Source organism: Apilactobacillus micheneri (assembly GCF_006493595.1).
GTDB classification, from domain to species: domain Bacteria; phylum Bacillota; class Bacilli; order Lactobacillales; family Lactobacillaceae; genus Apilactobacillus; species Apilactobacillus micheneri.
Genome location: NZ_QUBI01000001.1, coordinates 73,006 through 98,595 on the forward strand (window position 1 = coordinate 73,006; position 25,590 = coordinate 98,595).

Annotated in this window: 23 protein-coding genes, 8 tRNA genes and 1 riboswitch; of the genes, 5 read left to right on the forward strand and 26 right to left on the reverse strand. The window is 33.3% G+C overall.

The features are described 5' to 3' along the window. Positions 1–14: 14 nt before the first annotated feature. The 15 genes from rpoB to DY123_RS00500 form a co-directional block, all read right to left on the reverse strand. The gene (gene rpoB / locus DY123_RS00430; protein WP_181401234.1) at positions 15–3,611 is read right to left on the reverse strand and encodes a DNA-directed RNA polymerase subunit beta; all 3,597 of its coding nucleotides are present in this window, start codon (positions 3,609–3,611) and stop codon (positions 15–17) included. Between the two features lie 266 nt (positions 3,612–3,877). Continuing rightward, positions 3,878–6,394 carry an ATP-dependent Clp protease ATP-binding subunit gene (locus DY123_RS00435; protein ID WP_108982474.1) on the reverse strand — a complete coding sequence of 839 codons (2,517 nt, stop codon included), beginning with the start codon at positions 6,392–6,394 and terminating at the stop codon, positions 3,878–3,880. 16 nt (positions 6,395–6,410) lie between these two features. Next, the gene (locus DY123_RS00440; protein WP_105963785.1) at positions 6,411–6,878 is read right to left on the reverse strand and encodes a CtsR family transcriptional regulator; all 468 of its coding nucleotides are present in this window, start codon (positions 6,876–6,878) and stop codon (positions 6,411–6,413) included. Between the two features lie 176 nt (positions 6,879–7,054). Further along, positions 7,055–7,128: transfer RNA gene (locus DY123_RS00445), tRNA-Pro, on the reverse strand. Between the two features lie 13 nt (positions 7,129–7,141). Beyond that, positions 7,142–7,215 (reverse strand) — tRNA-Arg (locus DY123_RS00450). Between the two features lie 23 nt (positions 7,216–7,238). Next, positions 7,239–7,324 (reverse strand) — tRNA-Leu (locus DY123_RS00455). A 20-nt stretch (positions 7,325–7,344) separates the two neighbouring features. Continuing rightward, a tRNA-Gly gene (locus tag DY123_RS00460) sits at positions 7,345–7,416 on the reverse strand. A gap of 3 nt (positions 7,417–7,419) precedes the next feature. Beyond that, positions 7,420–7,493 (reverse strand) — tRNA-Thr (locus DY123_RS00465). Positions 7,494–7,511: 18 nt separating this feature from the next. After that, a tRNA-Leu gene (locus tag DY123_RS00470) sits at positions 7,512–7,595 on the reverse strand. 21 nt (positions 7,596–7,616) lie between these two features. Next, a tRNA-Lys gene (locus DY123_RS00475) sits at positions 7,617–7,689 on the reverse strand. Between the two features lie 2 nt (positions 7,690–7,691). Then, positions 7,692–7,764: transfer RNA gene (locus tag DY123_RS00480), tRNA-Val, on the reverse strand. A 217-nt stretch (positions 7,765–7,981) separates the two neighbouring features. Next, positions 7,982–9,265: a serine--tRNA ligase gene (serS, locus tag DY123_RS00485; protein WP_105963786.1), complete on the reverse strand. Its 1,284-nt coding sequence runs from the start codon at positions 9,263–9,265 to the stop codon at positions 7,982–7,984. Positions 9,266–9,543: 278 nt separating this feature from the next. Further along, positions 9,544–10,185: a deoxynucleoside kinase gene (locus DY123_RS00490; RefSeq protein ID WP_140934278.1), complete on the reverse strand. Its 642-nt coding sequence runs from the start codon at positions 10,183–10,185 to the stop codon at positions 9,544–9,546. A gap of 121 nt (positions 10,186–10,306) precedes the next feature. Then, positions 10,307–11,764 carry an amino acid permease gene (locus tag DY123_RS00495; protein WP_108982478.1) on the reverse strand — a complete coding sequence of 486 codons (1,458 nt, stop codon included), beginning with the start codon at positions 11,762–11,764 and terminating at the stop codon, positions 10,307–10,309. A gap of 110 nt (positions 11,765–11,874) precedes the next feature. Beyond that, a riboswitch (Lysine riboswitch) is annotated at positions 11,875–12,051 on the reverse strand. Between the two features lie 41 nt (positions 12,052–12,092). Then, complete coding sequence (locus DY123_RS00500; RefSeq protein WP_140934279.1) at positions 12,093–12,584, reverse strand: GNAT family N-acetyltransferase; 492 nt, start codon at positions 12,582–12,584, stop codon at positions 12,093–12,095. Between the two features lie 62 nt (positions 12,585–12,646). On the opposite strand from DY123_RS00500, the gene DY123_RS00505 reads away from it, so the two are divergent. Next, positions 12,647–13,450, forward strand: coding sequence for a lp_1002 family arylesterase (locus tag DY123_RS00505; RefSeq protein WP_140934280.1), 804 nt, complete (start codon positions 12,647–12,649; stop codon positions 13,448–13,450). 36 nt (positions 13,451–13,486) lie between these two features. Here DY123_RS00505 and DY123_RS00510 read toward each other — a convergent pair whose 3' ends face one another. After that, the gene (locus DY123_RS00510) at positions 13,487–14,155 is read right to left on the reverse strand and encodes a phosphatase PAP2 family protein (RefSeq protein ID WP_105963791.1); all 669 of its coding nucleotides are present in this window, start codon (positions 14,153–14,155) and stop codon (positions 13,487–13,489) included. 157 nt (positions 14,156–14,312) lie between these two features. Between DY123_RS00510 and DY123_RS00515 the strand changes: the two genes are divergently transcribed. Together DY123_RS00515 and DY123_RS00520 are read left to right on the forward strand one after the other, a co-directional pair. Next, a complete protein-coding gene (locus DY123_RS00515; RefSeq protein ID WP_140922221.1) occupies positions 14,313–15,146 on the forward strand; it encodes a sulfite exporter TauE/SafE family protein in 834 nt (277 codons plus the stop codon). A gap of 11 nt (positions 15,147–15,157) precedes the next feature. Continuing rightward, a complete protein-coding gene (locus tag DY123_RS00520) occupies positions 15,158–15,529 on the forward strand; it encodes a DUF1634 domain-containing protein (protein ID WP_108983225.1) in 372 nt (123 codons plus the stop codon). 19 nt (positions 15,530–15,548) lie between these two features. Here DY123_RS00520 and DY123_RS00525 read toward each other — a convergent pair whose 3' ends face one another. The 3 genes from DY123_RS00525 to DY123_RS00535 form a co-directional block, all read right to left on the reverse strand. Beyond that, the gene (locus DY123_RS00525) at positions 15,549–16,010 is read right to left on the reverse strand and encodes a threonine/serine exporter family protein (RefSeq protein ID WP_140934281.1); all 462 of its coding nucleotides are present in this window, start codon (positions 16,008–16,010) and stop codon (positions 15,549–15,551) included. A 9-nt stretch (positions 16,011–16,019) separates the two neighbouring features. Further along, on the reverse strand, positions 16,020–16,775 hold the full coding sequence (locus DY123_RS00530; RefSeq protein WP_108983223.1) for a threonine/serine exporter family protein: 756 nt from the start codon (positions 16,773–16,775) through the stop codon (positions 16,020–16,022). Positions 16,776–16,884: 109 nt separating this feature from the next. Continuing rightward, on the reverse strand, positions 16,885–17,544 hold the full coding sequence (locus DY123_RS00535) for a metal-dependent transcriptional regulator (RefSeq protein ID WP_108983222.1): 660 nt from the start codon (positions 17,542–17,544) through the stop codon (positions 16,885–16,887). A gap of 162 nt (positions 17,545–17,706) precedes the next feature. On the opposite strand from DY123_RS00535, the gene DY123_RS00540 reads away from it, so the two are divergent. After that, positions 17,707–18,051, forward strand: a complete 345-nt coding sequence (locus DY123_RS00540) for a hypothetical protein (RefSeq protein WP_140925969.1) — start codon at positions 17,707–17,709, stop codon at positions 18,049–18,051. A 46-nt stretch (positions 18,052–18,097) separates the two neighbouring features. Here DY123_RS00540 and DY123_RS00545 read toward each other — a convergent pair whose 3' ends face one another. The 5 genes from DY123_RS00545 to DY123_RS00565 form a co-directional block, all read right to left on the reverse strand. Then, positions 18,098–19,009 carry a cation diffusion facilitator family transporter gene (locus tag DY123_RS00545; protein ID WP_140925968.1) on the reverse strand — a complete coding sequence of 304 codons (912 nt, stop codon included), beginning with the start codon at positions 19,007–19,009 and terminating at the stop codon, positions 18,098–18,100. 91 nt (positions 19,010–19,100) lie between these two features. Beyond that, a complete protein-coding gene (locus tag DY123_RS00550) occupies positions 19,101–19,637 on the reverse strand; it encodes a GNAT family N-acetyltransferase (RefSeq protein WP_140934282.1) in 537 nt (178 codons plus the stop codon). Positions 19,638–19,771: 134 nt separating this feature from the next. After that, the gene (locus tag DY123_RS00555; protein ID WP_140934283.1) at positions 19,772–20,170 is read right to left on the reverse strand and encodes a hypothetical protein; all 399 of its coding nucleotides are present in this window, start codon (positions 20,168–20,170) and stop codon (positions 19,772–19,774) included. Positions 20,171–20,182: 12 nt separating this feature from the next. Beyond that, on the reverse strand, positions 20,183–20,947 hold the full coding sequence (locus DY123_RS00560; RefSeq protein ID WP_108982594.1) for a DUF1003 domain-containing protein: 765 nt from the start codon (positions 20,945–20,947) through the stop codon (positions 20,183–20,185). Positions 20,948–20,961: 14 nt separating this feature from the next. After that, positions 20,962–21,840, reverse strand: coding sequence for an RluA family pseudouridine synthase (locus DY123_RS00565; protein ID WP_318530761.1), 879 nt, complete (start codon positions 21,838–21,840; stop codon positions 20,962–20,964). 89 nt (positions 21,841–21,929) lie between these two features. Here DY123_RS00565 and DY123_RS00570 point away from each other — a divergent pair, with 89 nt between their 5' ends. Then, entirely contained in the window at positions 21,930–22,565 is a 636-nt protein-coding gene (locus tag DY123_RS00570) for a carbonic anhydrase family protein (RefSeq protein WP_140934285.1), read from the forward strand. Positions 22,566–22,606: 41 nt separating this feature from the next. On the opposite strand, the gene DY123_RS00575 is transcribed toward DY123_RS00570, so the two are convergent. Further along, the gene (locus DY123_RS00575) at positions 22,607–25,132 is read right to left on the reverse strand and encodes an ATP-binding cassette domain-containing protein (RefSeq protein ID WP_140936129.1); all 2,526 of its coding nucleotides are present in this window, start codon (positions 25,130–25,132) and stop codon (positions 22,607–22,609) included. 64 nt (positions 25,133–25,196) lie between these two features. Then, positions 25,197–25,586: a hypothetical protein gene (locus DY123_RS00580; protein WP_140939040.1), complete on the reverse strand. Its 390-nt coding sequence runs from the start codon at positions 25,584–25,586 to the stop codon at positions 25,197–25,199. Between the last annotated feature and the right edge of the window lie 4 nt (positions 25,587–25,590).

The window sequence follows — 25,590 nt, forward strand, 5'->3', positions numbered from 1 at the left end:
ATAGTCCCCTTTCTTTATTCCTTAGTGTTGGTATTTGTTTTATCAGACTTAGTGTTTTCTTGTTCTTCTTTTTCAGCCTTTTGTTTTTCAGCCAGCTTACTTAATGCATCAACATTAACCACTTCATCATCTTCACCATCTAAGTCACGAAGTTCAATTTCTTGGTTATCTGAATCAAGAACTTTCATATCAAGACCTAATGCTTGTAGTTCTTTAACTAAAACACGGAAAGATTCAGGAACACCTGGTTTAGGAATTGGTTCACCCTTAACAATTGCTTCATATGTTTTAACACGTCCAACAACATCGTCAGATTTGTAAGTTAAAATTTCTTGCAATGTGTAGGCAGCTCCATATGCTTCAAGAGCCCAAACTTCCATTTCACCAAAACGTTGTCCACCAAATTGTGCTTTACCACCAAGTGGTTGTTGAGTAACAAGTGAGTAAGGTCCAATAGCACGAGCATGAATCTTATCATCAACCATGTGAGCAAGTTTCAAGTAGTGCATTACACCAACAGCAACACGTTTATCAAATGGTTCACCTGTACGTCCATCATAAACGATAGATTTACCATCTGATGCCATTCCAGCTTCTTTAACTGTACCCCAGATATCTTTATCACGAGCACCATCAAACACAGGTGTACTTACATGAATACCAAGTTTTCTTGCAGCCATACCTAAATGAAGTTCAAGAACTTGACCAATATTCATACGAGAAGGAACACCCATTGGACTCAACAGAATATCAATTGGAGTACCATCTGGTAAGTAAGGCATATCTTCTTCAGGAATAACAATGGAAACAGTACCCTTGTTACCGTGACGACCAGACATTTTGTCCCCTACTTGAATCTTACGTTTTTGAGCAATGTATACACGAACCATCTTGTTTACACCAGGAGATAGTTCATCACCATTTTTTCTAGTAAAGACTTTTACATCTTGGACGATACCGCCACCACCATGAGGTACACGTAGAGATGTATCACGAACTTCACGTGATTTTTCACCAAAGATTGCATGTAATAATCTTTCTTCAGCTGATAATTCAGTAACACCCTTAGGAGTAACTTTACCAACTAAAATATCACCATCATGAACTTCAGCACCAACACGAATAGTTCCTTCTTCGTTAAGGTCTTTTAACGCATCTTCCCCAACGTTAGGAATTTCTCTAGTCATTTCTTCAGGTCCAAGTTTAGTATCTCTAGTTTCTGATTCGTATTCTTCAATATGAATAGAAGTATATACATCATCACGAACTAATCTTTCTGAAATACCAATAGCATCTTCGAAGTTATAACCTTGCCAAGTCATAAATGCTACAACTGGGTTTTGTCCTAATGCTAATTCACCATTTTCCATTGAAGGACCATCAGCTAGAATTTCATCAGCATCAACATGGTCATTAGCACGAACAATTGGACGTTGATTATAGTTCTTACCACCATTTGAACGTTGGAATTTCATTAGCTTGTAAGTATCTAATGATCCATCGTCACGACGAACACGAACTTCGTCAGCGTCAACATATTCAACAGTTCCTGGATGTTTACAAATTAAAGCAACACCAGAATCATGAGCAGCTTTGTATTCAATCCCAGTTCCAACTAATGGAGCATGTGGATTAACCAAAGGAACCGCTTGACGTTGCATATTAGCACCCATTAAAGCACGGTTAGAGTCATCGTTTTCTAAGAAAGGAATACATGCAGTTGCAACAGAAACAACTTGTTTAGGAGAAACATCCATGTAATCAACATTTTCAATCTTAGTTTCAATATTCTTGGATTTGTATCTAGCCATAACAATATCATTAGCAAATGATCCATCTTCATTTAATGGTGAGTTAGCTTGTGCTACAACAAAATTATCTTCTTCATCAGCTGACAAGTAATCAATTTTTTCGGTAACTTTATGATTGTCCCATGAAACACGACGGTATGGTGTTTCAATGAATCCATATTTGTTGATTTTAGCATAACTTGAAAGTGAACTGATTAAACCAATATTAGGACCTTCAGGAGTTTCAATTGGACAAATACGACCATAGTGAGTGTAATGAACATCACGAACTTCATATCCAGCACGATCTCTAGTTAAACCACCAGGTCCCAATGCTGATAAACGACGTTTATGAGTTAATTCACCCAATGGGTTAGTTTGATCCATAAATTGTGATAGTTGTGATGAACCAAAGAATTCTTTGATTGATGCAACAACTGGACGAATGTTAATTAATTGTTGTGGAGTAACGGTACTAGTATCTTGAATTGACATACGTTCGCGAACAACACGTTCCATTCTTGCTAAACCAATTCTAAATTGGTTTTGTAATAATTCACCAACTGAACGAATACGACGATTACCCAAGTGATCAATATCATCTGGTTCACCAATTCCTTCTTGTAGATTGAAGAAGTAATTAATTGAAGAAATAATATCAGCAGGAGTAATGTGTTGGTAATCTAATGGAATATTATCGTTACCAATAACATTAACAACATGATCTGGAGCATTTTCAGATTGAACTTTAATAATTTGTACAGTCATTGGTTCAGGAACAACTGATTGTTCTGAAGGATTGAATGTATAAGCCTTAAAGTCATCACGATCTAGGTATGGTGCCAATGTCTTCATAACGTTTTTATCAACAACAGTACCTTTATTAGCAATAATTTCACCAGTATCAGGATCTGCCAATGTTTCAGCAAGAGTTAATCCTAATAAACGGGTCTTCAAACTTAACTTGTTGTTAGTCTTGTAACGACCTACTGGTGCCATGTCATAACGCTTATGATCAAAGAATCTAGTTGTTAGTAAACTACGTGAAGAATCTGCTGTCTTAGGTTCACCTGGACGTAGACGTTCGTAAATATCCTTTAATGATTCTTCAACACGTGAATCTTCAGTATCTTTATGAACATCTTTTTCCAAAGTAAGTGAAAGACTATCGTTACTACCTAAAATTTGAGTAATTTCATCATCAGAACCAAAACCTAAAGCACGTACTAATTCAGTAATAGGTAACTTTCTAGTTCTGTCAATTCGTACATATGAAAGATTTTTAGCATCTGTTTCAAATTCCATCCATGCACCACGGTTAGGAATAACAGTTGTTCCATATGATAGACGACCATTTTTGGCTCTATCTTCATGGAAAAATACACCTGGTGAACGTACTAATTGTGAAACAATAACACGTTCTGCACCATTAATGATGAATGTTCCTTGATCAGTCATAAGTGGGAAATCACCAAAGAATACATCTTGGGTTTTAATTTCACCAGTTTCATGATTGGTCAATTTTAAAGTAATATGAAGCGGAGCAGAGTAATTTGCTTCGTGATCTCTCGCTTCATCAACAGTATACTTAGGTTCTAATAGCTGATAATCAACGAATTCTAATGAAAGTTTTCCTTGAAAATCATCGATTGGCATGATGCCGTTAAACATTTCACGCAAACCTTCATCTAAAAACCATTTGTATGAGTCAGTTTGAATTTCAATTAAATTAGGTAAATCAAGAACTTCCTTGATTTGAGAGTAACTTCTTCTAATACGGTGTTTACCATATTTAACTAAATGTCCTGCCAAGTTCTTCACCTCTCCAAAATATTCTACGAAGGATTATATTACATTTTTATTACAATTAACTTTTTTTGCCTATTTTTACTAAAAATGAGCAAAAAAAAACCAAAATAAGTAAACTAAATAAACTTATTTTTGGTTAATTATAAGCATGCTTGACGGACAATAGATCGCCAGCACACATTTAACTTCGTAGTTACATATTTAGTATAATACACGTATCAAAAAATAAAGTCAATGATTATACAAAAAAAGAGGAATAAAATCCCTCTTTTTAAATTCTATAATTTTACAGTTTCTTTTTTATTATTTTCTTTTTTAACAATATTAATTTGCCCTTTTGAAGCTCCAACGCTCACATTGTCACCAGGTTTAATTTCACCAGATAACATTGCTTCTGAAAGTTTATCTTCAACTTCAGTTTGAATAGTTCTTCTAATAGGACGAGCACCAAATTCAGGATTAAATCCTTTTTCAGCGATTAAATCAACAGCACTAGGAGTTACCTTAATATTGATTCCTTGTTCTTTTACACGAACAAGTAAGTCATTAGCCATTAATTTAACAATTTGTTGAACTTGTTTCTTATTAAGTTCATGGAAAATAATAGTTTCATCAATACGATTTAAGAATTCAGGTTTAAAGAATCTTCTCATTTGACTCTTAATAGTAGCTGACATTTCTTTATATTGATTTGCTTCTTGATCTTCTGACTCTGCACCAAAACCTACTGTCTTCTTATCACGTAAAGTTGTAGCACCTAAGTTTGAAGTCATAATCAAAACTGTATTTCTAAAGTCAACACGACGACCCTTAGCATCAGTCAAGTATCCATCATCTAAGACTTGTAATAATAGATTAAATACATCTGGATGCGCTTTTTCAACTTCATCAAATAAAACGACTGAGTAAGGATGTCTTCTAACTTTTTCAGTTAATTGACCGCCTTCATCATAGCCAACATAACCAGGTGCTGAACCAACCATGCGACTAGTAGAAGTTTTTTCCATATATTCAGACATATCAATTCGGATAATATCATCTTTTGATCCAAACATTTCTTCAGCTAAGTCCTTAGCTAGTTCAGTCTTACCAACACCAGTAGGTCCTAAGAAGATAAATGAACCAATTGGACGGTTTGGATTTTTCAATCCACTACGAGCTCTTCTAATAGCACGTGAAACCGCAGATACAGCTTCATCTTGTCCAATAATCTTTTTGTGTAAAATATTTTCTAGATTAACTAAGCGGTTAGCATCTGATTGCTTCATTTTAGTAACTGGAATTCCTGTCCATTCAGAAACAATTTGAGCAACATCTTCGCCAGTATCCTTTAGATTATAGTCACGATCTTGTTTAGCTTGAGCTTTTTTATCCTCTAGCTTAGATGCTTCAGCTTCAATTTCTAAACGAAGGCTTTGTTCTTGTTCACGAATCTTAACAGCCTCTTCAAATTTTTGACTTTCAATGGCTTCTTCCATTTTGTTCTTGTATTCATCTAATTTGGCTTCTTTTTCAGATAATTTATCTGAATCATCTAAATTATTGATTCTAACCATTGCAGCAGATTCATCAATTAAGTCAATTGCCTTATCTGGCAAGAAACGGTCACTGATATATCTGGTTGATAGGTCAACAGCTTTATCAATAGCTTCATCCGTAATCTTAACTTGATGATGATCTTCATATTTAGGACGAATACCTTGTAAAATTTGTTTAGTTTCTTCTTTAGTAGGTTCTGGAACATCAACTGTTTCAAAACGTCTTGCTAAAGCGCCATCTTTTTCAATGTGTTTTTGATATTCATTTAAGGTTGTAGCACCAATGGTTTGAATTTCACCACGAGCTAATGCTGGTTTTAGAATATTAGATGCATCAATAGCACCTTCAGCACCACCAGCGCCCATTAGTGTATGCAATTCATCAATAAATAGAATTACATGACCATCAGCTTTAATTTCTTGAATAATCTTCATTAAACGTTTTTCAAATTCTCCACGATATTTAGTTCCAGCAACTAAAGTACCCATTTCAAGCATCATTAAACGTTTACCAGAAATATCTTCTGGTACTTCTTTTTTAACCATTTTACGAGCTAATCCTTCAACAACAGCTGTTTTACCAACTCCTGCTTCACCTAGTAAAACGGGATTATTTTTAGTACGACGACTTAGAACTTGGACTACTCGTTTAATGACACCATCACGACCAATAGTAGGATCAATTAAGCCATCACGAGCTTGTTGAGTTAAATCAGTAGCTAATGAATCCAATGTAGGAGTTCCTGCTTTATTTTTAGATTCTCTAGAACCAGGGAATGGGATGTGTTTAGTATTGTCATTGGCAGAAACACCCATTTTACGTAATAAAACTGTTTTTACATTTGGAACTGAAGTTTCATTAGTCCCCAGGTTATTTAACAATCGATTAGATAAAATATCAGGTGTATCCAACAATGCTAATAGTAAATGTTCAGTTCCAATCTTGATAGAACCATATCTTTTAGCTAATTGTCCAGAAAGTGTAAGTACACCTTGAGACTTAGGAGAATATGGTAAATAAGTGTTCTTATCAGGATCCTTAAAGTTTCCATAACCAATTACAAGTTCAATTTCACCTTTGACGTCATCTTCAGAGACACCGCTTTGTTTTAATGCTGAATAAGCAATGCCATTTTTTTCAATTGTTAAAGCTAATAATAAATGTTCAGTACCAACAGCTTGGTGACCAAAAATTTTCGCTTGTTCTTGTGCTAAAATTAAAACGTTCTTTGCGCTTGGAGTAAAAATGTTATCCATAAAGTAGCCCCACTTTCTAGCTTTTGTATCTCAAATGATTCAATATTGAAACCATAATCTTAGCTCTAATTTCATTTTCTAATTCTTTATTGCCAATGGATAAAGTTTGCTTATCACTTGCAGCTGATAACAAGTCAGCTTCATTAACAGTAACTAATTCATTTGCTAACAATGTTCCAATCACTGCCTTACCTTCACGTTGAGATATTGAATCACCAATTGCATTAATCAGTGTATCCAAAATATCTAAATTATCAAGCAACTTAACCTTTTCAATTCTTATATATCCACCACCGCCACGTTTACTTTCAACAGTGTAACCATTTTGAATGGTAAATCTGGTTTTTATAACATAGTTAATTTGAGATGGAACTACATCGAAAAGGTTGGCAATATCAGATCGACTAATTTCAACTTTTTCGTCATTAGCCAATATTTTCTTTAAATACGCTTCAATAACATCAGACAGATTTTTACCTTGCATATAAATAACCGTCCCATCTTTGACTAATATTGACTTTTATTATACGTAGTTATTCTACAAAATAAAAGTATTTTGAATTATTTATAGACAAAAAATGAGAAAACAACTTTCCTACGTCATTACTCTCTTACAAAAGCAATTAATAGTCAAATCATTTTCTCAAAATAAAATTATTATCGGGAAGACAGGATTCGAACCTGCGACCCCCTGGTCCCAAACCAGGTGCTCTACCAAGCTGAGCTACTTCCCGAGGAAATAAAAAATGCACCCAGTAGGACTCGAACCTACAACCTTCTGATTCGTAGTCAGACACTCTATCCAGTTGCGCTATGGGTGCAAAATAAATTATATTCAGTTAAATGCCGAGGACCGGGATCGAACCGGTACGGTTATTACTAACCGCAGGATTTTAAGTCCTGTGCGTCTGCCAATTCCGCCACCCCGGCAGACATATTACAATATAAAAAGCGGAAGACGAGATTCGAACTCGCGACCCCCACCATGGCAAGGTGATGTTCTACCACTGAACTACTTCCGCATATGCCGACTAGATGATTCGAACACCCGACCTCTTCATTACTAGTGAAGCGCTCTAGCCAACTGAGCTAAGTCGGCAACATATGCTATGCATAATGCGGGCGAAGGGATTCGAACCCCCACTTCCATATAGAAACTAGAACCTAAATCTAGCGCGTCTGCCAATTCCGCCACGCCCGCAAGTTGCTTTTTTAATTGTAATGAGCCGTGGCAGGTTCGAACTGCCGACCCTCTGATTAAAAGTCAGATGCTCTACCGGCTGAGCTAACGGCTCAATGGAGGATACAGGGCTCGAACCTGTGACCTCCTGCTTGTAAGGCAGATGCTCTCCCAACTGAGCTAATCCTCCATGAGGTCATTCCGATAAGTTATCTCAACAAGACAACTATTTAATAATATCATTTGTTTTTTATAAAGTCAACAACTTTTTTAATAATTAATTAAATTGTTTATTTCAAAAAACTCAACAAAAAATATTATATCTAACATACAATGAATTGTCTACCCTTAATTTTAAATTTTATAAAAAAAGAGCAATCAATGATTGCTCTTTAAATATTATTAAACTAATTTTCTTTACTAATTTTCTTCATTCCATGCATATATGGTTGTAATACTTCTGGAATATCAACAGTACCATCTTCATTTTGATAATTTTCTAAAATGGCTGCAACTGTTCTTCCAACTGCAAGTCCAGAACCATTTAATGTATGAACATATTGTAATTTACCATTTTCATCACGGTATTGGATATGTGCTCTTCTAGCTTGGAAATCAGTGGTATTTGAACAACTTGAAATTTCACGATAACGACCTTGAGCAGGCATCCAAACTTCAAGATCATGAGTCATTGCAGCAGTAAAACTCATATCACTAGTAGTTAAAGTAATAACATGGTATGGAATCTTCAACAATTTAAGTAGTGATTCCGCATGTTCAGTAATACTTTCTAATGCATCCCATGAATCTTCAGGCTTAGTAAATTGTACCATTTCAACCTTGTTAAATTGGTGTAAACGAATCAAACCACGAGTATCACGACCAGCACTACCTGCTTCTGATCTAAATGCAGGTGTTAAAGCAGTAAATTTAACTGGTAATTTTTCAGTTGGAATAACATCATCACGATAATAATTAACCAGTGGAACTTCAGCAGTTGGAATCATAGTTAAATCACTATCAGCAATCTCAAAACCGGCCTTATTTTCTAAGAATTTAGGAAATTGACCTGTTCCATACATTGAAGCTGAATTTACCATGTATGGTGGTAAAACTTCAGTATAACCTGCTTTATCGTTTTGATCTAAATAAAAGTTATATACGGCACGTTCTAGTTTAGCACCTGCCCCCATGTAATATACAAAACGACTACCAGCAACTTTAGCACTAGCATCAAAGTTTAAAATTCCTAGCTTTTCGCCAATATCCCAATGATGTTTTGGTTCAAATTTAAAATTACGTGGTTTACCAATCTTACGTAATTCTACGGCACCTTCTTCAGTTAAGCTTTCAGGAACCCCATCTGCTGGAATATTTGGTAAATGCGCAGCTAAATCGTGTTGATCTTTTTCAGTTTTTTCTAGATCGGCATCTAATTGTTTAATATCAGCACCGACTTGCTTCATCTCATTAATAGCATCTGTTGCATCTTCTTTATTGCGTTTTGCTTCGGCAATTTTCTTAGATGCTTTGTTCTTATTAGCCTTTAAAGTTTCACTCTTAAGAATTAATTCACGGCGTTTTTCATCATATCCAATCAATTCATCAATAGTTTCAGCTTTAATCCCTCTAGTTGCTAATTTATCCTTAATAAAATCAGGATTTTGTCTAATCATTTTCATGTCTAACATAAGTAATACCTCCTAGTAATAGATAATAAAAAAGAAGGCCTCATCCAATTGGGACGAAGGCCTTCTTTTCGCGGTACCACCCAAGTTCTTAGTCATAACTAAACACTCGTATTGTGATAACGGTCACTTACCGTGTAGCATTACCTACCCGCTTTTCGTATGCCGGAAATTTCGACTTGTGATTTTCACCAACCATCACATCTCTTGATGTCTACTAATAAACATACATCGCGTTTGCATCTATAAATAATAATATTACATCTATTTTAGATAATCAACTATTTTAAATTCAATTCTTTTAACTTATTATCAATCTGCTGTAAAACTTTTTTACGATCATTCTCATTTTCAATAAAATCATATTTATCGCCATCAATTTGAATTTTTGGCGATTGGTCATAATTTTTATAAAAATTATTATAACGATCGTTTAAATCCTGATAATAATCATATAAACTTGGATCATTATCTACTTGTTCAAAACTACGTCCACGCTTTTTAATTCGTTTTAACATTGTATCAAATGAAATATTAATATGAATTAATAAGTCTGGGTTCTTTTGTAGTGATGAATTGGGAATTTCCTCCATCATATTTTCCAATAAAGAATCATAAATATCAGCTTCAGTTTCAGTAGCACGATTCATATCTGCATTCAATCTAAACATCAATGAATCTTCATAGATTGAACGATCCATCACGCTTAACTTTTCACTTTGTGCTTGTTCAAGGTTTTCAAATCTAGTATTCAAAAAATAAATTTGTAATAAAAAGGCATAACGTTTAGGATCTTTATAAAATAATGGCAAAATTTCGTTATCATCAACCGATTCATAATAGCCAGTCGAATCCAAATGTTCAGACAATAATCTAGTTAATGAAGTCTTTCCTGCTCCAATAGTTCCTGCTAGTACCAGCATGTAATTCTCCTTAAATAAATCAATAATATTTATATTTTAATACATAATTAAAAAAGTTACATTAAATATTTTAAACCAGTAAAAAAGATGCCCTATTCAAAATAAGAGGCATCCTTTAATTTTATTCTTTATCTCTTAAATCAGTAGGTGAAACATCTACTTTATCTAATGGGATAATCTTAGTATGATTTTTGAATTTATATGCAAAATATAAAATAAATACTAATGGTACTGAAATATAAGTAATTCCAATTTGTTGCCAATTAAAGTTTACAAATGAAGAGATATCTTGACCACAAATAACTAAAATACAAATAATTAAAGTAATAATTGGACCGGTTGGGAACCATGTTGCATGGTATTTTAGTTCATCTAAACTATGACCTTGTTTGATAAATGCACGTCTAAATCTAAAGTGTGAAAGTGCAATTCCAACCCAAGCAATGAATCCAGTTAAACCAGAAGCAGCTACTAACCAAACATAAATTTGTGGTCCAGCAATACTACTAATAAATGTAGCCAATGAAACTAAAGTAGTTGCACCCAAAGCAAGATAAGGAATTCCACGCTTGTTGGTACGTCCCATAATCTTAGGTGCATACCCTTCATGTGACATTGAATATAGCATTCTAGTGGAAGCATACATCCCTGAATTGGCTGATGAAATTACTGAAGTTAAGATGACCGCATTCATAATTGAAGCCGCTGCTGCTAGCCCTGCACGCTTGAAAACAATTGTAAATGGACTAATTGCAACGTCACTAGCACTTGATCCTAATAGATCAGGACTAGTGTATGGAATAATGGCACCAATTACAAAAATAGCTAAAATATAAAATAAAATAATGCGCCAAAAGACATCTTTAATTGCACGAGGAACTGCCTTACTAGGATTATCAGCTTCACCTGCTGTAATCCCAACTAGTTCTGTTCCTTGGAATGAGAACCCAGCAACCACAAAAACTGCTAAAATCATTGGAATGCCACCAACAAATGGTGCTTGTTTATAGTGGAAGTTAGATAACCCAATGGTATGACCACCCATAATACCAAAAATAGTTAAAATTCCTACACCTAAAAAGACGAAGATAGTAATAACTTTAATCAATGACATCCAAAACTCAGTTTCACCAAAAGCTTTAACTGATAAAGCATTGATTAACAATATTAGCGCTAAAGTAATCGCACTAAATATCCAACTCGGCATATTAGGTAACCAGAATTTCATTACCAAGGCAGCCGTACTAATATCAACTGCCACGGTAATTGCCCAGTTAAACCAATAATTCCATCCCATCGCAAATCCTAAAGCAGGATCTACATATTTAGCTGCATAAACAGAAAATGAACCAGAAACAGGTGTGTTAGTAGCCATTTCCCCCAAACTAGTCATTAAAAAGTAAACCATTAGTCCCATTAAGAAGTAAGCAACTAATGCTCCACCTGGTCCAGCTTGACTAATAACTGAACCTGAAGCAACAAATAATCCGGTTCCAATTGAACCTCCTAGGGCAATCATCGAAACATGTCTTGTCTTAAGTCGTCTCTTTACCCCTTTATCCTGTGAGTTTTCACTCATAATATGTCATCCTCTCTTATGATTCTAAGAGGTGCCATCAGAAAAATAACTAAAAAGGATCTCCCCTATATATAAGAAGAGATCCGTAATCAATCAAATTTTAATTATTGATCCTAGAAAGCACTCCGTAGAAAAACTACGACAGTCCTCAGCTTATTCAACTGAGCCCCAACTAATAGTTGATAAAGCAGCTATTAGTTTCGGCAAAATCCCCTTTCACCAATCTATATACATCACTTTATTGACAAAGATTGGTTATTAATGTCATTTGCGCCTCTTCTTAGATTTACTAAGTAATTATATAACATATAAGTTAATTAAACAATAACTATGATAATTTTAATTCGAATGTCTTATAACCATCATATTTATCAATTTGATGAAAGCCTAGTTTATTTAACACTTTCATTGAAGGCTCGTTATTTTGATTAACAGTTGCTTCAATTAAAGAAGCTTCGTCAAAATTTTCAAGAACTGCTGACAAAGCCTTTGTCATATAACCTCTTTTTTGATAATTATTATTCATGAAATAACCTAATTCCAAATTATCATAAACTGGTTCAAAATTTTCACCAATCTCGGGAAATAAATTAATTAAACCAATAACTTTCCCAGAATCCACTAATCGAATCACAAAAGTAACATGATCTTCATTTTCTGACTGGAAAAGCATTTTAGCTTTACTTTCATCTTTAACTGGTTCAAAACCAGTCTTTTTGGCTACTTGATCATTAGCAATCATTTCCCAATAATCTTTAAAATCATTAGGATTTAGGGTGTCTAATTTAATTTCACCTAAGTTAATATTTATATTCTTCAACAGACATTACCACCATTCTTGCGTTAAAATAATCACAGATATTATATATTTGAGGTGTAAATATGAAAATAATAAAAGAATCAATTCGTAAAAATTCAAACGCTTTTATTCAAGGATACCTTAGACCTGCAGATGTTGAAACTAATAATTTCAAACATCCCGCCATTATCATTCTTCCCGGCGGTTCTTATAACCACATTCCAATGGTCCAAGCGGAAAGTATTGCCTTAAATTATTCAGCTAAGGGATATCAAAGTTTCTTTGTTCGATATACCTTTGAACAAGAAGCACGCCCATTACTACCTAACCCACTAGTAGAATTAGCAAACGCTATTAAAATGATTCGTAAAAATGCTAGAAAATGGAACATTGACCCTAATAAAATTGTTATTTCTGGATTTTCAATTGGTGGTCACATTACCAGTCTATACAATGACTTTTATGATAGTAAGTGGTTAATGGATAAGGTAGATTTATCAGATGCTAAAATATTAAAACCAAATGCAGTGATTCTAAATTACCCAGTGACCGATTTAACACTTGGTTTTCCAGGCGACAAAGAAACTATCGATAACTGGGTTAGTGATCAAAAAGAACTAGCTGCTGCAGAACATGTAACTGATACTAATGCTCCTACATTTATTTGGCATACCGCAGATGATCCATTTGTGCCAGTTAATAATTCTTTAAAATATTCAATGAGCTTAAACCAACATAATATCGATAATGAATTACACATTTTTCACCATGGGCCTCATGGAATGGCATTAGCTAATTCAGTTACTGCTTGGAATGAAGCTTCCAATAATCCACACGTTGCTAAATGGTTTGATTTATCAAATGATTGGTTAAAACAAATTCTATAAAAAAAGCTGATATCAAAATGATATCAGCTTTTTAATTTATAAATATGAACGACGAACTGGACGCCAATGCTCTTTTAGGCGCTGAGCATATCTAACATAAAATGTTTCAGAAATTTGTACCCATGTATAAGCAACAAAGGCAGCTCCTAAAGTATCAGTAGGATAATGAGCATTCAAATAAATACGTGATGCCATCACTAACAATAAGAAAATAAAAGTTATAATTTGTATAAATAATTGCTTCTTCCAACTCTTAATCATTGGCACCAATACAATCCATATAATACTAATCACAATAAAGATTCCAAAAACATGTCCACTAGGGAAACTAAATCCAGTATCGGCTGCACTATGTAATGATGGACGTGGTCTTCTAACGATATTTTTAACAATAAAGGCAACAACATCGCCACCAATAATAGTGAATATTGACCATAGCGCAACAATTTTATTTCTAAATCCCCAAAGGAAAAATGCAATAATTAATATCCACACAATATCCATTTTAGGACTAGCTAATGTAGTCGATAAGTGCATCAATTGTTCTTTAAATCCACCTTGTGACTTCTGAATTGATCCGATAATAATTGAATCAATAAATTTTAAATAACCAGAATTCATAATCACTGAAATAGAAACAAATAATGATAATATTAATCCCAAAGTGATTTTGAATATTCTTTTATTATCCTTATCAATTATCATGAAACCTTAATCCCCCTAAAAAAGTTTTAAATTTAGTATAACATAGCTAATATATATGCATTCATATTTTAATAAAAATTATAAAAATCACTTTCAAAGGTATATAATTCAATCATTGTTATAATAAAAACAATTAAATACTTTAGGAGGCAAAATCATGATTGGAACAGTAATACTTATGATAGTCATTGGCCTATTTGCTGGAATTGCTGGTGCTATCTTAGGATTAGGTGGCGGAATTATCGTCACCCCCATTTTGACTTTAGCTTGTCATCTAGACATTAAATATGCCATTGGAGCTAGTGTCATCGTAGTAATTGCTACCAGTTCTGGATCAACAATCGCATATTTAAAGGATGAGGTCTTGAATCTTCGAGTAGCAATGTTTTTAGAAATTGCTACTACTATTGGAGCCGTTTCTGGAGCATTATTAACTGGGATTTTAGAACCAAAATATCTTTACATATTATTTGGATTGCTATTATTATTTTCATCATTCAACATGGCGCGCAAATTAATGAATAAAAATAAATCTAATCTTAGCAATAAAAATGATAAGATTGCTCAAAAAATGCGCTTAAACGGTAGCTATTATGATAAAGCTGAGCATAAACAAATTGACTATAAAGTTGAAAACATCCCTGGTGGTTTATCAGTAATGTTTGGTGCCGGATTAGCTTCTGGATTATTAGGGATTGGTTCCGGGGCTTTTAAAGTTATTGCTATGGATACATTTATGAAAATGCCATTAAAGCCTTCCAGTGCTACTAGTAATTTAATGATGGGAGTTACAGCAGCTGCATCTGCTACTGTTTATTTCTTTAATGGATCAATCTTGCCATACATTGCAGTACCATTAGCATTAGGAATTTTAGTTGGAGCAACAATCGGATCAAGAATCATGCAAATTTTACCAGCAAGATGGATTCGAATCTGTTTCGTACCAATACTATTGTATATTGGTATTAGCATGGTTATTAAAGGTTTCTAGGAGGTTAACAAATGAACAATTCTAAGCAAACCACTAAAGCAGAAATGAATGAAATTGAATTAGTAATTGGTAAAATCCTAAGAATTGGGGTTATCATATCAGCTGCAATTATGATAATTGGCCTACTAATGTTCCTTATTACTGGTAATTCTGGATATGCTGGTAATTATCATCCCTCATCATTTAAAGAAATTTTTCATGGCATTGTCCGATTAAAGCCATATGCAATTATGATGTTAGGAATATTTTGCTTAATTCTTACCCCTGTTTTACGAGTAATCGTTTCAATATATTCATTTTATAAAGAACATGATATGTTATACGTTTATATCACAACGTTCGTACTATTAGTCTTAATCTTTAGTTTCTTCTTAGGACAATAATAAAAAAGAGCAATGAAAATTATTTTTCATTGCTCTTTTTATTTGCTAAATTAACACGCCAACGAATGTATAGTTGGTTTAAAAATTCGGAAAATAGGAAACCAGAAGCAATTGCTCCTGCAATAAATACAACTTGGATTAAATTGGATTTAGCTAAAATAAAGTTACCAGTTGCCAATGATTTCATAACTTGATATGCCTGTCCTCCAGGAACAAGTGGTACTAAAGCTGGAATATTAAAAATAATAACCGGCATTTTTTTATAACGTGATGCAAAAATACTTAAAATTCCGACTGTAAAAGTTCCAAATAAATTGGCAAAAATATATCCACTTATATATGTATTAATGTAGAAATAAACAAGCCAACCAGAAACACTTACAATTCCACTCACATTCAGTGCTCGCTTAGGTAAATTAACTAATAATCCAAAACCAATTGTTGCTAAATAAACACAAACAATATTAATAAATAGTCCCAAATAAACACCTCATCCCATGATTTTAATTGCCATCGCCACACCAAATCCTAAAGCACAAGCACTCATGATGGCCTCAACTCCACGAGAAGGTCCTGAAATTAAATTTCCTGATAAAACATCACGAACCGCATTAGTAATAGGTACTCCAGGAACCAATGGCATTAATCCACCAGTAATTAAATCATCGGCACTATTGGCTAAATGCATCCTAATCATAACTATAGAAGCAAAACCAATAGTTAATGCAGATATAAATTCATTTAAAAATTTAATGGAAGTATATTTATCGATAACATTATAGACAAGCCAACCTAAAACTCCAATAAAAGCAGCTGCCCAAAAATCAAAAGCATTATGTCTAAAAACAATTTCCAAGGTTCCACTAACAACCGCAGCCCCTAGTAGTTCAACCCAAAATGGATATCTAGTTACACGCTTATCAATATGCTTTAATGAATGATAAAACTGGCCTAAAGTAATCAAACCAGCTTGAAATTGCCTAGAATAATCATTAACTACTGAAACTTTTTCTAAATCGAAACTACGTTTATCAATTGAAATAACTTGTGAACCCATATCAGGGCTAACTGTCATTATAATTCCGGTTAAAGTCACATAAGAACGGTTATCAGAAAAGCCCGCATTATGACAAATACGATCAATTGTATCGTTTACTCTAACCATTTCAGAACCATTTTCAATCATGATTTTGCCTGCTAATAAACAAGTTTCCACTACTAGTTTGCTTTTCCTTTTTTCATTCAAAAAATTCACCTACATTTTACGTAACAATAATATTATTTCAAATTATAACATGGATTATTTTAAGTGAAATAAAAAAACGAGTTTTAAGTGTTATCCACTTATCCTCGTTTTATTCGTTCGAATTCTTAATAAAAATATAATGTGATGCTTTATAACTAATTGCATTTTCTTGTTTATCAGTTAAATTTTGTACAGTAACTGGGCCTTCAAATGGTGAATGCTTAATGACTTTTAACTTATCACCAATATCAAGCTGAATATCGCCTAAATAAGTTAATAGATCATGATTATCGATGAAACGGTCAACGATTACCGTATCACCATCTTTAGCGTCATTTAGTAACAAATGGCTGTCTTCTTTATAGTGACCATCCATACTAGGAATTACTCCACCATGTGGACAATGAGTAGGATGACCAAGTTTATCATACATTGCTTTTAATAAACGATCACTTGTAACATGTTCTAATACTTCAGCTTCTTTATCTAAATCAGGAAGTGGATAATTTAATTCATTAACTAAAAAGCTTTCCCAAATACGGTGTTTTCTAACTAACACTTCAGCTAACTTAATCCCTTTTTCTGTTAAGTAGACACCGGAATAAGGTTCATGGTAAACCAAACCTTCTTCAAGTAATTTATTCACCATTTCAGTTACAGAGGCTGCAGCTATATCTAAACTGATTGCAATTCTTTTATTGGAAACTTTATCTTTAGTTCCACCTAGTTCAAATATAATTTTTAAATAGTCCTCTTTTTTTGGGGTCATTCTTATCAGCGTCTCCTAAATCAAAATCTAAATGCATTGGGTTTTAATATTTAATACTACAGCATTTAATACAATTTTACCATTTTTATTTAACTTTTTTTAATAAAAAATATATAATTGAGTTGTAAGTTACATAAGTTATAAGAAACTGGAGATGGAAATATGAGTGAAAAGTTATTCAAGTTCGATCAACTCAGCGAACAATCTCAAGAAAATAGTGTCAAAGGTTTCAGTAAATTCTTTGTCAAAATGTATCGAGATCGCAACATGGAACTAATTAGTCAAGATATTAATAATTCTTTCTTATGGGATATCGACCGCGAAGTATATCGTAATCGTTTTGAATCAATTGAACATGCTGCTAAAGATACTGTTAAATATTGCAGCAGAAATTATCGAGAAATTTTAAAAGATTTGGACATTAACTTTTTGGCTAATGGTACTTCTGAATTACCTTGGGAAGATTGGTACCAAACAAAATATGATAAAGTACCAGCTGGACTATAAAATAAAAAATCTCAACCTCCAAATGAGGTTGAGATTTTTTTATTAATTATTTAATGTCAGTACCACTATCATAAAACAAATCTTCTTTTTTACCACGCTCTACTTCAGCCTGTAATGTAACATGTTCAACATTGTATTTATCATGAAGTAATTTAGTAATCGGATCATATATTTTTTCAGCATCGCTAATCATCATGTCTTGCATATTAATATGAGCAGAAAACATAATACTATTTTCGTCAACTGACCAAATATGAACATGATGAACACCTGTAACTCCATCAATACTCAATAAGTCTTTCTGAATTGAATAGCAATCAATATGTGGTGCTCCTTGCATCAAAATTTTAATAGTCTTACTAATAATTGGGAATGTTTCAGAAATAATATATAGTGCCACAATAATAGTTACTAAAGGATCAATAATATTCCAACCAAATAATCTAATTAAAATTCCACCAATGATAATGCCAATTGATGCTAAAGTATCACTTAATAAGTGTAAATATGTAGCTCTAACATTCAAATTATTTTTCGAACCATGATTCAACATAATAGTTGAAATCAAATTAGCAACTGTTGAAACCACAGCAACAATTAACATCAAGTTTCCATTAATTTGTTCTGGTTTAAACAGTTTTGGAATTGCTTCAAAAATTAATACCGCCGAAATCATTAACAAGAAAATTGAATTTAAAAATGCTGAAATAATTTGAGCGCGCTTATAACCAAAAGTATTAAATTTGTTTTGTGGACGTTCACTAATACGATGTGCATAATAGCTGCCTACCACTGAAGCTGAATCACCTAAATTATGAAAAGCATCTGATAGTAGTGACAAACTTCCAGATAAAATTCCACCTATAAATTCAACTAACGTAATTAACGAATTTAAAACGGTCACAAACAAAAAGCGACTACCAGTCATCTGGTTTTGTTCTTCATCATGTGAATGCATTTAAACTCCCTCCTATCTATTATATTAATTATACAATAAATACATATAACAAAAAAAGGCCGCTTTAAAAGAAAGCGACCTTTTGGCATTTTTAAACTAATAATGGTTGTTTAATTAAACGTTCGTAGGCAAAATTTCTAACATCGGTGTTGGCAGTTGCAGAAATTGGAACTACCTTACCTGTTTCTACGAAACCAGCTTTTTTAATAACATGTTGCATCACTAAATTACCAGGATTAGTGTCAACACGAATACTATTAATACCATTTACATTTTTTACGACATCATAAATGGCTTCAAATAATTTTTGTGATAAGCCACGACCATGGTGGTGACTTGAAACAGCCACACGATGAATTGATACATAGGGGCCATTTGATAACCATTTACCATCTAAATGTTCATAACTGTTATCTTTGCCAGGAATGACGGCAGCGGTACCTAAAATTTCTCCGTCTTCTTCTAGTACAACAGTCCATTGGTTAAGAATATCATTCATTAATGAATCAGCATTAGGATAACCATTTTGCCATTGGTTAACACCTTGTTTAGCCAGTAAGTCCTTTCCTTCGAAAACAATTTGTTTGATTGCTGCAAAATCTTCGATGTGTGCTCTTCTCATTAACATGATCAAGCCCCCCTTTATCAATTTAATTATTTAAAACTCGATTTAAAGATAATATCACCATTTTAAATAAATGCAAAGGATTTTCTACTTTTTTATAAATAAAAAACATCCCATCAAAATGGAATGTTAATTCATTAATCTTCAAGCATGCGCCAATTACCTTCAGCTGCTTTAGAAATTTGATTGATAAAATGAAGCACTGAACTAGCACGCTTTACGTCATGTTCATTTAACTTGTTTAACCCTTTACCTGATGACATTGGTTGACCCAATGAAAAATCATTTTCTTGTAAATGACCTTCCGCAAAAGCAATTACCGTTTCACCTGATTCAATCTTGGTAATAATAAAGAACATTGAAAAGTCATCATTTTCTTTCATGTAAGCAGGCATTGCCCAAATGTCTTCTGCAATTTGTTGCATTTCTTCATTCATAAAACGATAGTACTTATGATTAGCTTCAGTAACAGGAGTGTTTAATACAAACATCATCTTACTAAAAGCTGGAGTTCCCATTTGGATATTGTCTTCCATTATCTTTCACCTCTAATTTTGTTTTTGTTGCTTTAATTGTACTTTTAATTTTATATTTTCATTTCTTAAGTTAGTTAGTTCAGAACGCACTTCACCTAAAATTTGTAGTTGTAATTTTTCAATTTCTAAATCGTGGGGCATTTGATTTTGAGTTAAATGATCTAACTTCGCATGCAAAATACGTAATTCATGTTCTGATTTTAAATTAACATGGAAATCATTCTCAGCATCTAAACGATCACGTTGGGCTGAACGATTTTGACTCATCATAATAATTGGCGCTTGAATTGCTGAAAAGCAGCTTAAAAATAAATTCAATAGTATATATGGATAAGGATCAAAATGAATGCCGAAAATGGCTAAACCATTTATAAGCATCCATGTTAACAGAATTGCTATAAAAATGAAAATAAAAGTCCAACTTCCACCAAATTTGGCCACTGCATCAGATACTTTTTGACCAAAAGTAGTGCTTTGACTAAGCGATACGTTAACATCAGTGATTTCATAATTATCATCTTTTAATGCCTTAGTTAATTTACGATTAATTTTGTGACTTTGTCTTAAATCTGAATTAATTAACGAATCCACACGATTCATTCGATATTTTAATAAATGATTAGCACAAATGAAACTACTTACTTTAGCTTTAGGATAATCTTGCTTAATTGCATTCGAAATGGGTTGGGCTAACTCTTTTAAGATTACCCCTTCATCTCTTAGATATGTTTTACCATCAACTAAACATTTTACTTGTTCTTGTGAATCTCTATTCATTTTTCCATCCTCCACTATAAAATTGCTTTCATATCGGCTGGTAAATCTAATTTAAATTCACGGTCGACATTTGATAAATCATCATGGAATTTTAAATAATAAGCATGTAACGCTTGGCGTTTGATTCCTCTATCTAAGGGTCCATTATATAATTGGTCACCTAATAGTGGATGCCCCAATGCAGTCATGTGTACCCTAATTTGATGCGTTCTACCGGTATGTAGTTTAATTTTTACCATGGTGTTATTAGAACTACTTGTTTCAACCCAATATTCAGTCACTGCATTTTTACCATCAGCAATTACTTCCCGACGAAAATTATCGCCTACTCTGCCAATTGGTTGATCAATGATTGCATGTGACTTCGCTAATTTACCGTCAACAATCGCATAATAATATTTTTCAATCTGATGTTTGGCCACTTGTTGGTTTGCCAAGCTATTGGCTAACCGGTTTTTAGCAATTAAAACTAAGCCAGAAGTAAAACGATCCAAACGCGTAATTAAATGGGGCTTTAAATCATGACTACCTTTTTTTCTTAAATAGCCTTTAATACGATTAACTAATGTATCTTCTCGATTTGAAGGCCCTGGAACACTGGTTAATCCTGCCGGTTTGTTCACCACTAACCAATTATCATCTTCATAAATAATATCAATTGGTTGTTCACTAAAGGCAACCTCGTCATCACTTTGTTCATCGGGAAAAATGACCGTTAATTCATCCCCTGGTTTTACTTGAGCATCAAATTTAGTATGATCATGATTTAATAAAATATCACCATCATGTTTTAAGTCATTATACATACGATGACTAACACCTTTTTTTACTAAAAATTGCTTGATTCCATATCCAATTTTATCATTATTTGCCCAAGTAAATTTCAAAGTCACGTTCCTCCAGTTTATTTTATATGTATGTTATATTAACATATTAATTAGAGAGACTGCTAAATTTCATAATTATAGAAAGAAGACATAAGATGTTAAATTATAATAATCAAGGAAATTGGCCGAATGGTTTTGGCAAAATGCAATCACCAATTGACTTATCAATTGATGAACAAAATCAATATCAAGAATTCTTACCAATCAGTGTAGATGACTTCTATCAATTAAATAATGAAATTGATGATGGAACTACGATTAGATTAACTGGAATGGGTAACGCTACTGTATTCAATCGTGAATTTAACTTTCAACAAATTCACTTTCACACCCCTGCTGAACACACTGTTGATGGCAAAGCAGCACCTTTTGAAATTCATTTAGTACATCAAAATGCGATTGGCCAAACTGTGGTGGTCGCATTATTAGTACAAATTGGTAATGCTGATGCATCACTTCAAGAAATTATTAATAACTTTGTCCCTAATGAAGAAACTGATGTTTCAATTAATCTCACGGAATGGATTCCAAACTTAGCTAATGGTTTTCATTATGCAGGATCATTAACTACCCCACCATTAACTGAAAATGTTGAGTGGATTGTTATTACTAATAGTTCAATGACAGTTAGTCAAAATCAAGTCAATTGGTTTGTTAAACAGTTTGGTAATAATAATCGTCAGTGCCAAGCAATTAATAATCGCAACGTTGAATATTATGAAAACAAATAAAAATACATCCCTAATTTTCAATAAATTTAGGGATGCTTTTTTTATAGATTAAACTTTTTAAAATGCTTAGTTAAATATTGTAAAGTTAGACTATCAGGATTTTTAATTAATTCATTTGGCTTTCCTGAAGCCATAATTTTACCACCAAAGTTACCACCTTTAGGTCCTAAATCAATCATATAATCAGCATTGGTCATTAAATCTAAATCATGAGTAATTAGAATAATGGTTGCACCTTTTTGTTTTAATTGATTAACCACACCAATTAAAGTTTGCACATCAGTTGGATGTAAGCCTACTGATGGTTCGTCAAACACAAACATCGTAGCACTTTGATTATTACTTAGATGTTTAACCAATTTTAAACGTTGGGCTTCTCCACCAGATAAACTAGGTGTACTTTCTCCTAGATGTAAATAATTCAAACCAATTTCATCAAGGATTCTTAATTGGCTTTCAATCGATGGGACATTTTTGAAAATTGGTAACGCATTTTTCACTGATAATTTTAATAAATCAACAATACTATAACTATGCCATTTAATTTCCTGGATAGTAGGATTAAAACGATTGCCATGACAAGTAGGACAGACCTCTTCAATATCTGGTAAATATTGCACGTCCAAATGAATATTTCCTAAACCACCACAAGTAGGACAAGCTCCTTGCTTGTTGTTATAGGAAAATGCTCCAATGCCATAGTGTTTATCTTTAGCAGCTGGTAGTTTAGCAAACATATGTCTTAAGTGATCCATGATCGTAGTGTAAGTAGCTAAAGTGGAACGTTCATTTTTACCAACTGGCTTAGCATCCACACTTACAATATGTTGGATCCCTGTTGTTAAATTAGCTACCTGTTTAGGTAATTTTCCACGCTGATATTCATGAATAGCTGGAACTAAACTATTCAAGATTAAACTGGTCTTACCAGCACCTGAAAAACCAGTTACTGCAGTGATTTGACCACTAGGAATAGTGGCTTTCACATTATGCAAATTATAATAATCACTGATCTGGATATTAGTATCTGCACAATCAGCACTAGCTGGAACTTTAGCATGCATAATATCAGCTTTCCCAGCAATGAAGGGGCCAATTAGTGATTGTTGATTATGAGTTAATTGTTTAGGTGTTCCTTGCGCAATCACATTTCCACCTTCATCACCAGAACCAGGTCCAATTTCAATGACCCAATCAGCAGCACTAATAATATTAACTTCGTGGTCAACTACTACTAATGAATTGCCTTGAGCAATTAAAGCATGAAAAATATGAATCAAGCCTTTAATATTATCGGGATGCAAGCCTACTGAAGGCTCATCTAATACATACAAAACCCCGGTTGTTTCTGTTCGTAGAGTTTTAGCTAATTGAATTCTTTGTAGTTCACCAGTTGATAAGGTGTTACCACTTCTCGATAGTGTTAAATAATCTAAGCCTAGCTCTAATAAAGGATTTAAATTATCGTCTAAACTTTCAAACAAGATATCAGCCATATGTTGCATATTATCTGGTAATGACTGCTTAGTTGATTTTTCGAAAGCTGCTAATTCTCCTAATGTTAAATCAGAAACTTCAGCAATGTTTTTACCAGCAACTAATTGATTTAATAAATCTGGATTCAAACGTGATCCATGGCAAACTGGACAGGTCGAAAAGTGGAAAAATTTACTAATGCGTTTAATTGCACGTGAAGTTTTTGCTTTCTTCATTGATTCGTATACAGATTCATAAGCATTTTCATACAAAGCATTATCTGAATGAAATACTCTTCCAGTGGAAGTATGAAAATCCATTTTGTACTTTTTCTTTTCACCATGTAAAACAATTTGCTTTTCTTGATCAGTTAAATCTTTATAAGGAACATTAGTACGCACCCCTAATGATTGGGCAATCGATGACATAAAACTACGCCCCGGTAAATGCCATGGTGCAATCGCACCTTCATCAATCGATTCATTTTCATCTTCAATGATAGTATCTGGATCTAATGCACTGACTTGACCTGTTCCATCACATTTAGGACAAGCACCATTGGAATTAAAGGCAAAATCTTCAGCAGATTTGGCATCAAAATTAACTCCACATGTAGGGCATTTGATTACTCCCATGCCTCTTTTTCCACCACTTAGTAAGTCCATTGCTTGAGCAATTTTTAAACTAGGCGCAACTCGATGTCCATTCGGACATACTGGTGACCCCAGGAGTGAAAAAATTAAACGAATAATATTAAAAATTTCACTCATTGAACCAACCGTTGAGCGTTCAGAAGGAACATTGGGACGTTGCTTTAAAGCAATCGCTGATGGAATATGACGGACTTCACGAACGTTAGTATGTGCAGTTTGTCCAATCCGACGCCTAGTATATGTAGATAATGCTTCTAAATATCTTCTGGAACCTTCTGCATATAGTATCCCCATTGCAAGTGAACTTTTCCCTGAACCAGATGGTCCAGAAATGGCAACAAATTGGTTTAATGGAATATCAACATTTATATTTTTTAAATTATGCACATTGCCTCCCCGAACTTCAATTTGGGTAGGTAAAATATTTTGCTTGGACATTATAGATTTTCCTTTCGTAACTTTATGCTAAAAAAGTGCCGATTAAATATCAGCACTTTGTTAATTACTTTTTATCAATTTGATCTAATAAATCATGAAGTTTTTGAATATCTTCTTTGGATAATTCATGATGATCTTTTAAGATTTCATAAATTTGTTGACCAGAATCAATAATATCTTCTAATCGAGAATCCAAATTGTTAAACAAGACATTCGTTAACATTGCACGTAAATGTTCAACACCATCCTTATCACCTTGAATGGCTCTTTCAGTCATTTTCTTAATAACAATTTTAACATTACGACGTTTTAATTTCTTTTCTTTATGACTATTATAATATGGTAAAAGAAGTGCCACAATAACTGATAGAGATTCAGCTATAGCAGCAACCCATTCAGCTAATTCTCCACTGTGCATATGTAATTCATCTCCTAAAAATATTGTAGCAGACAAAAAG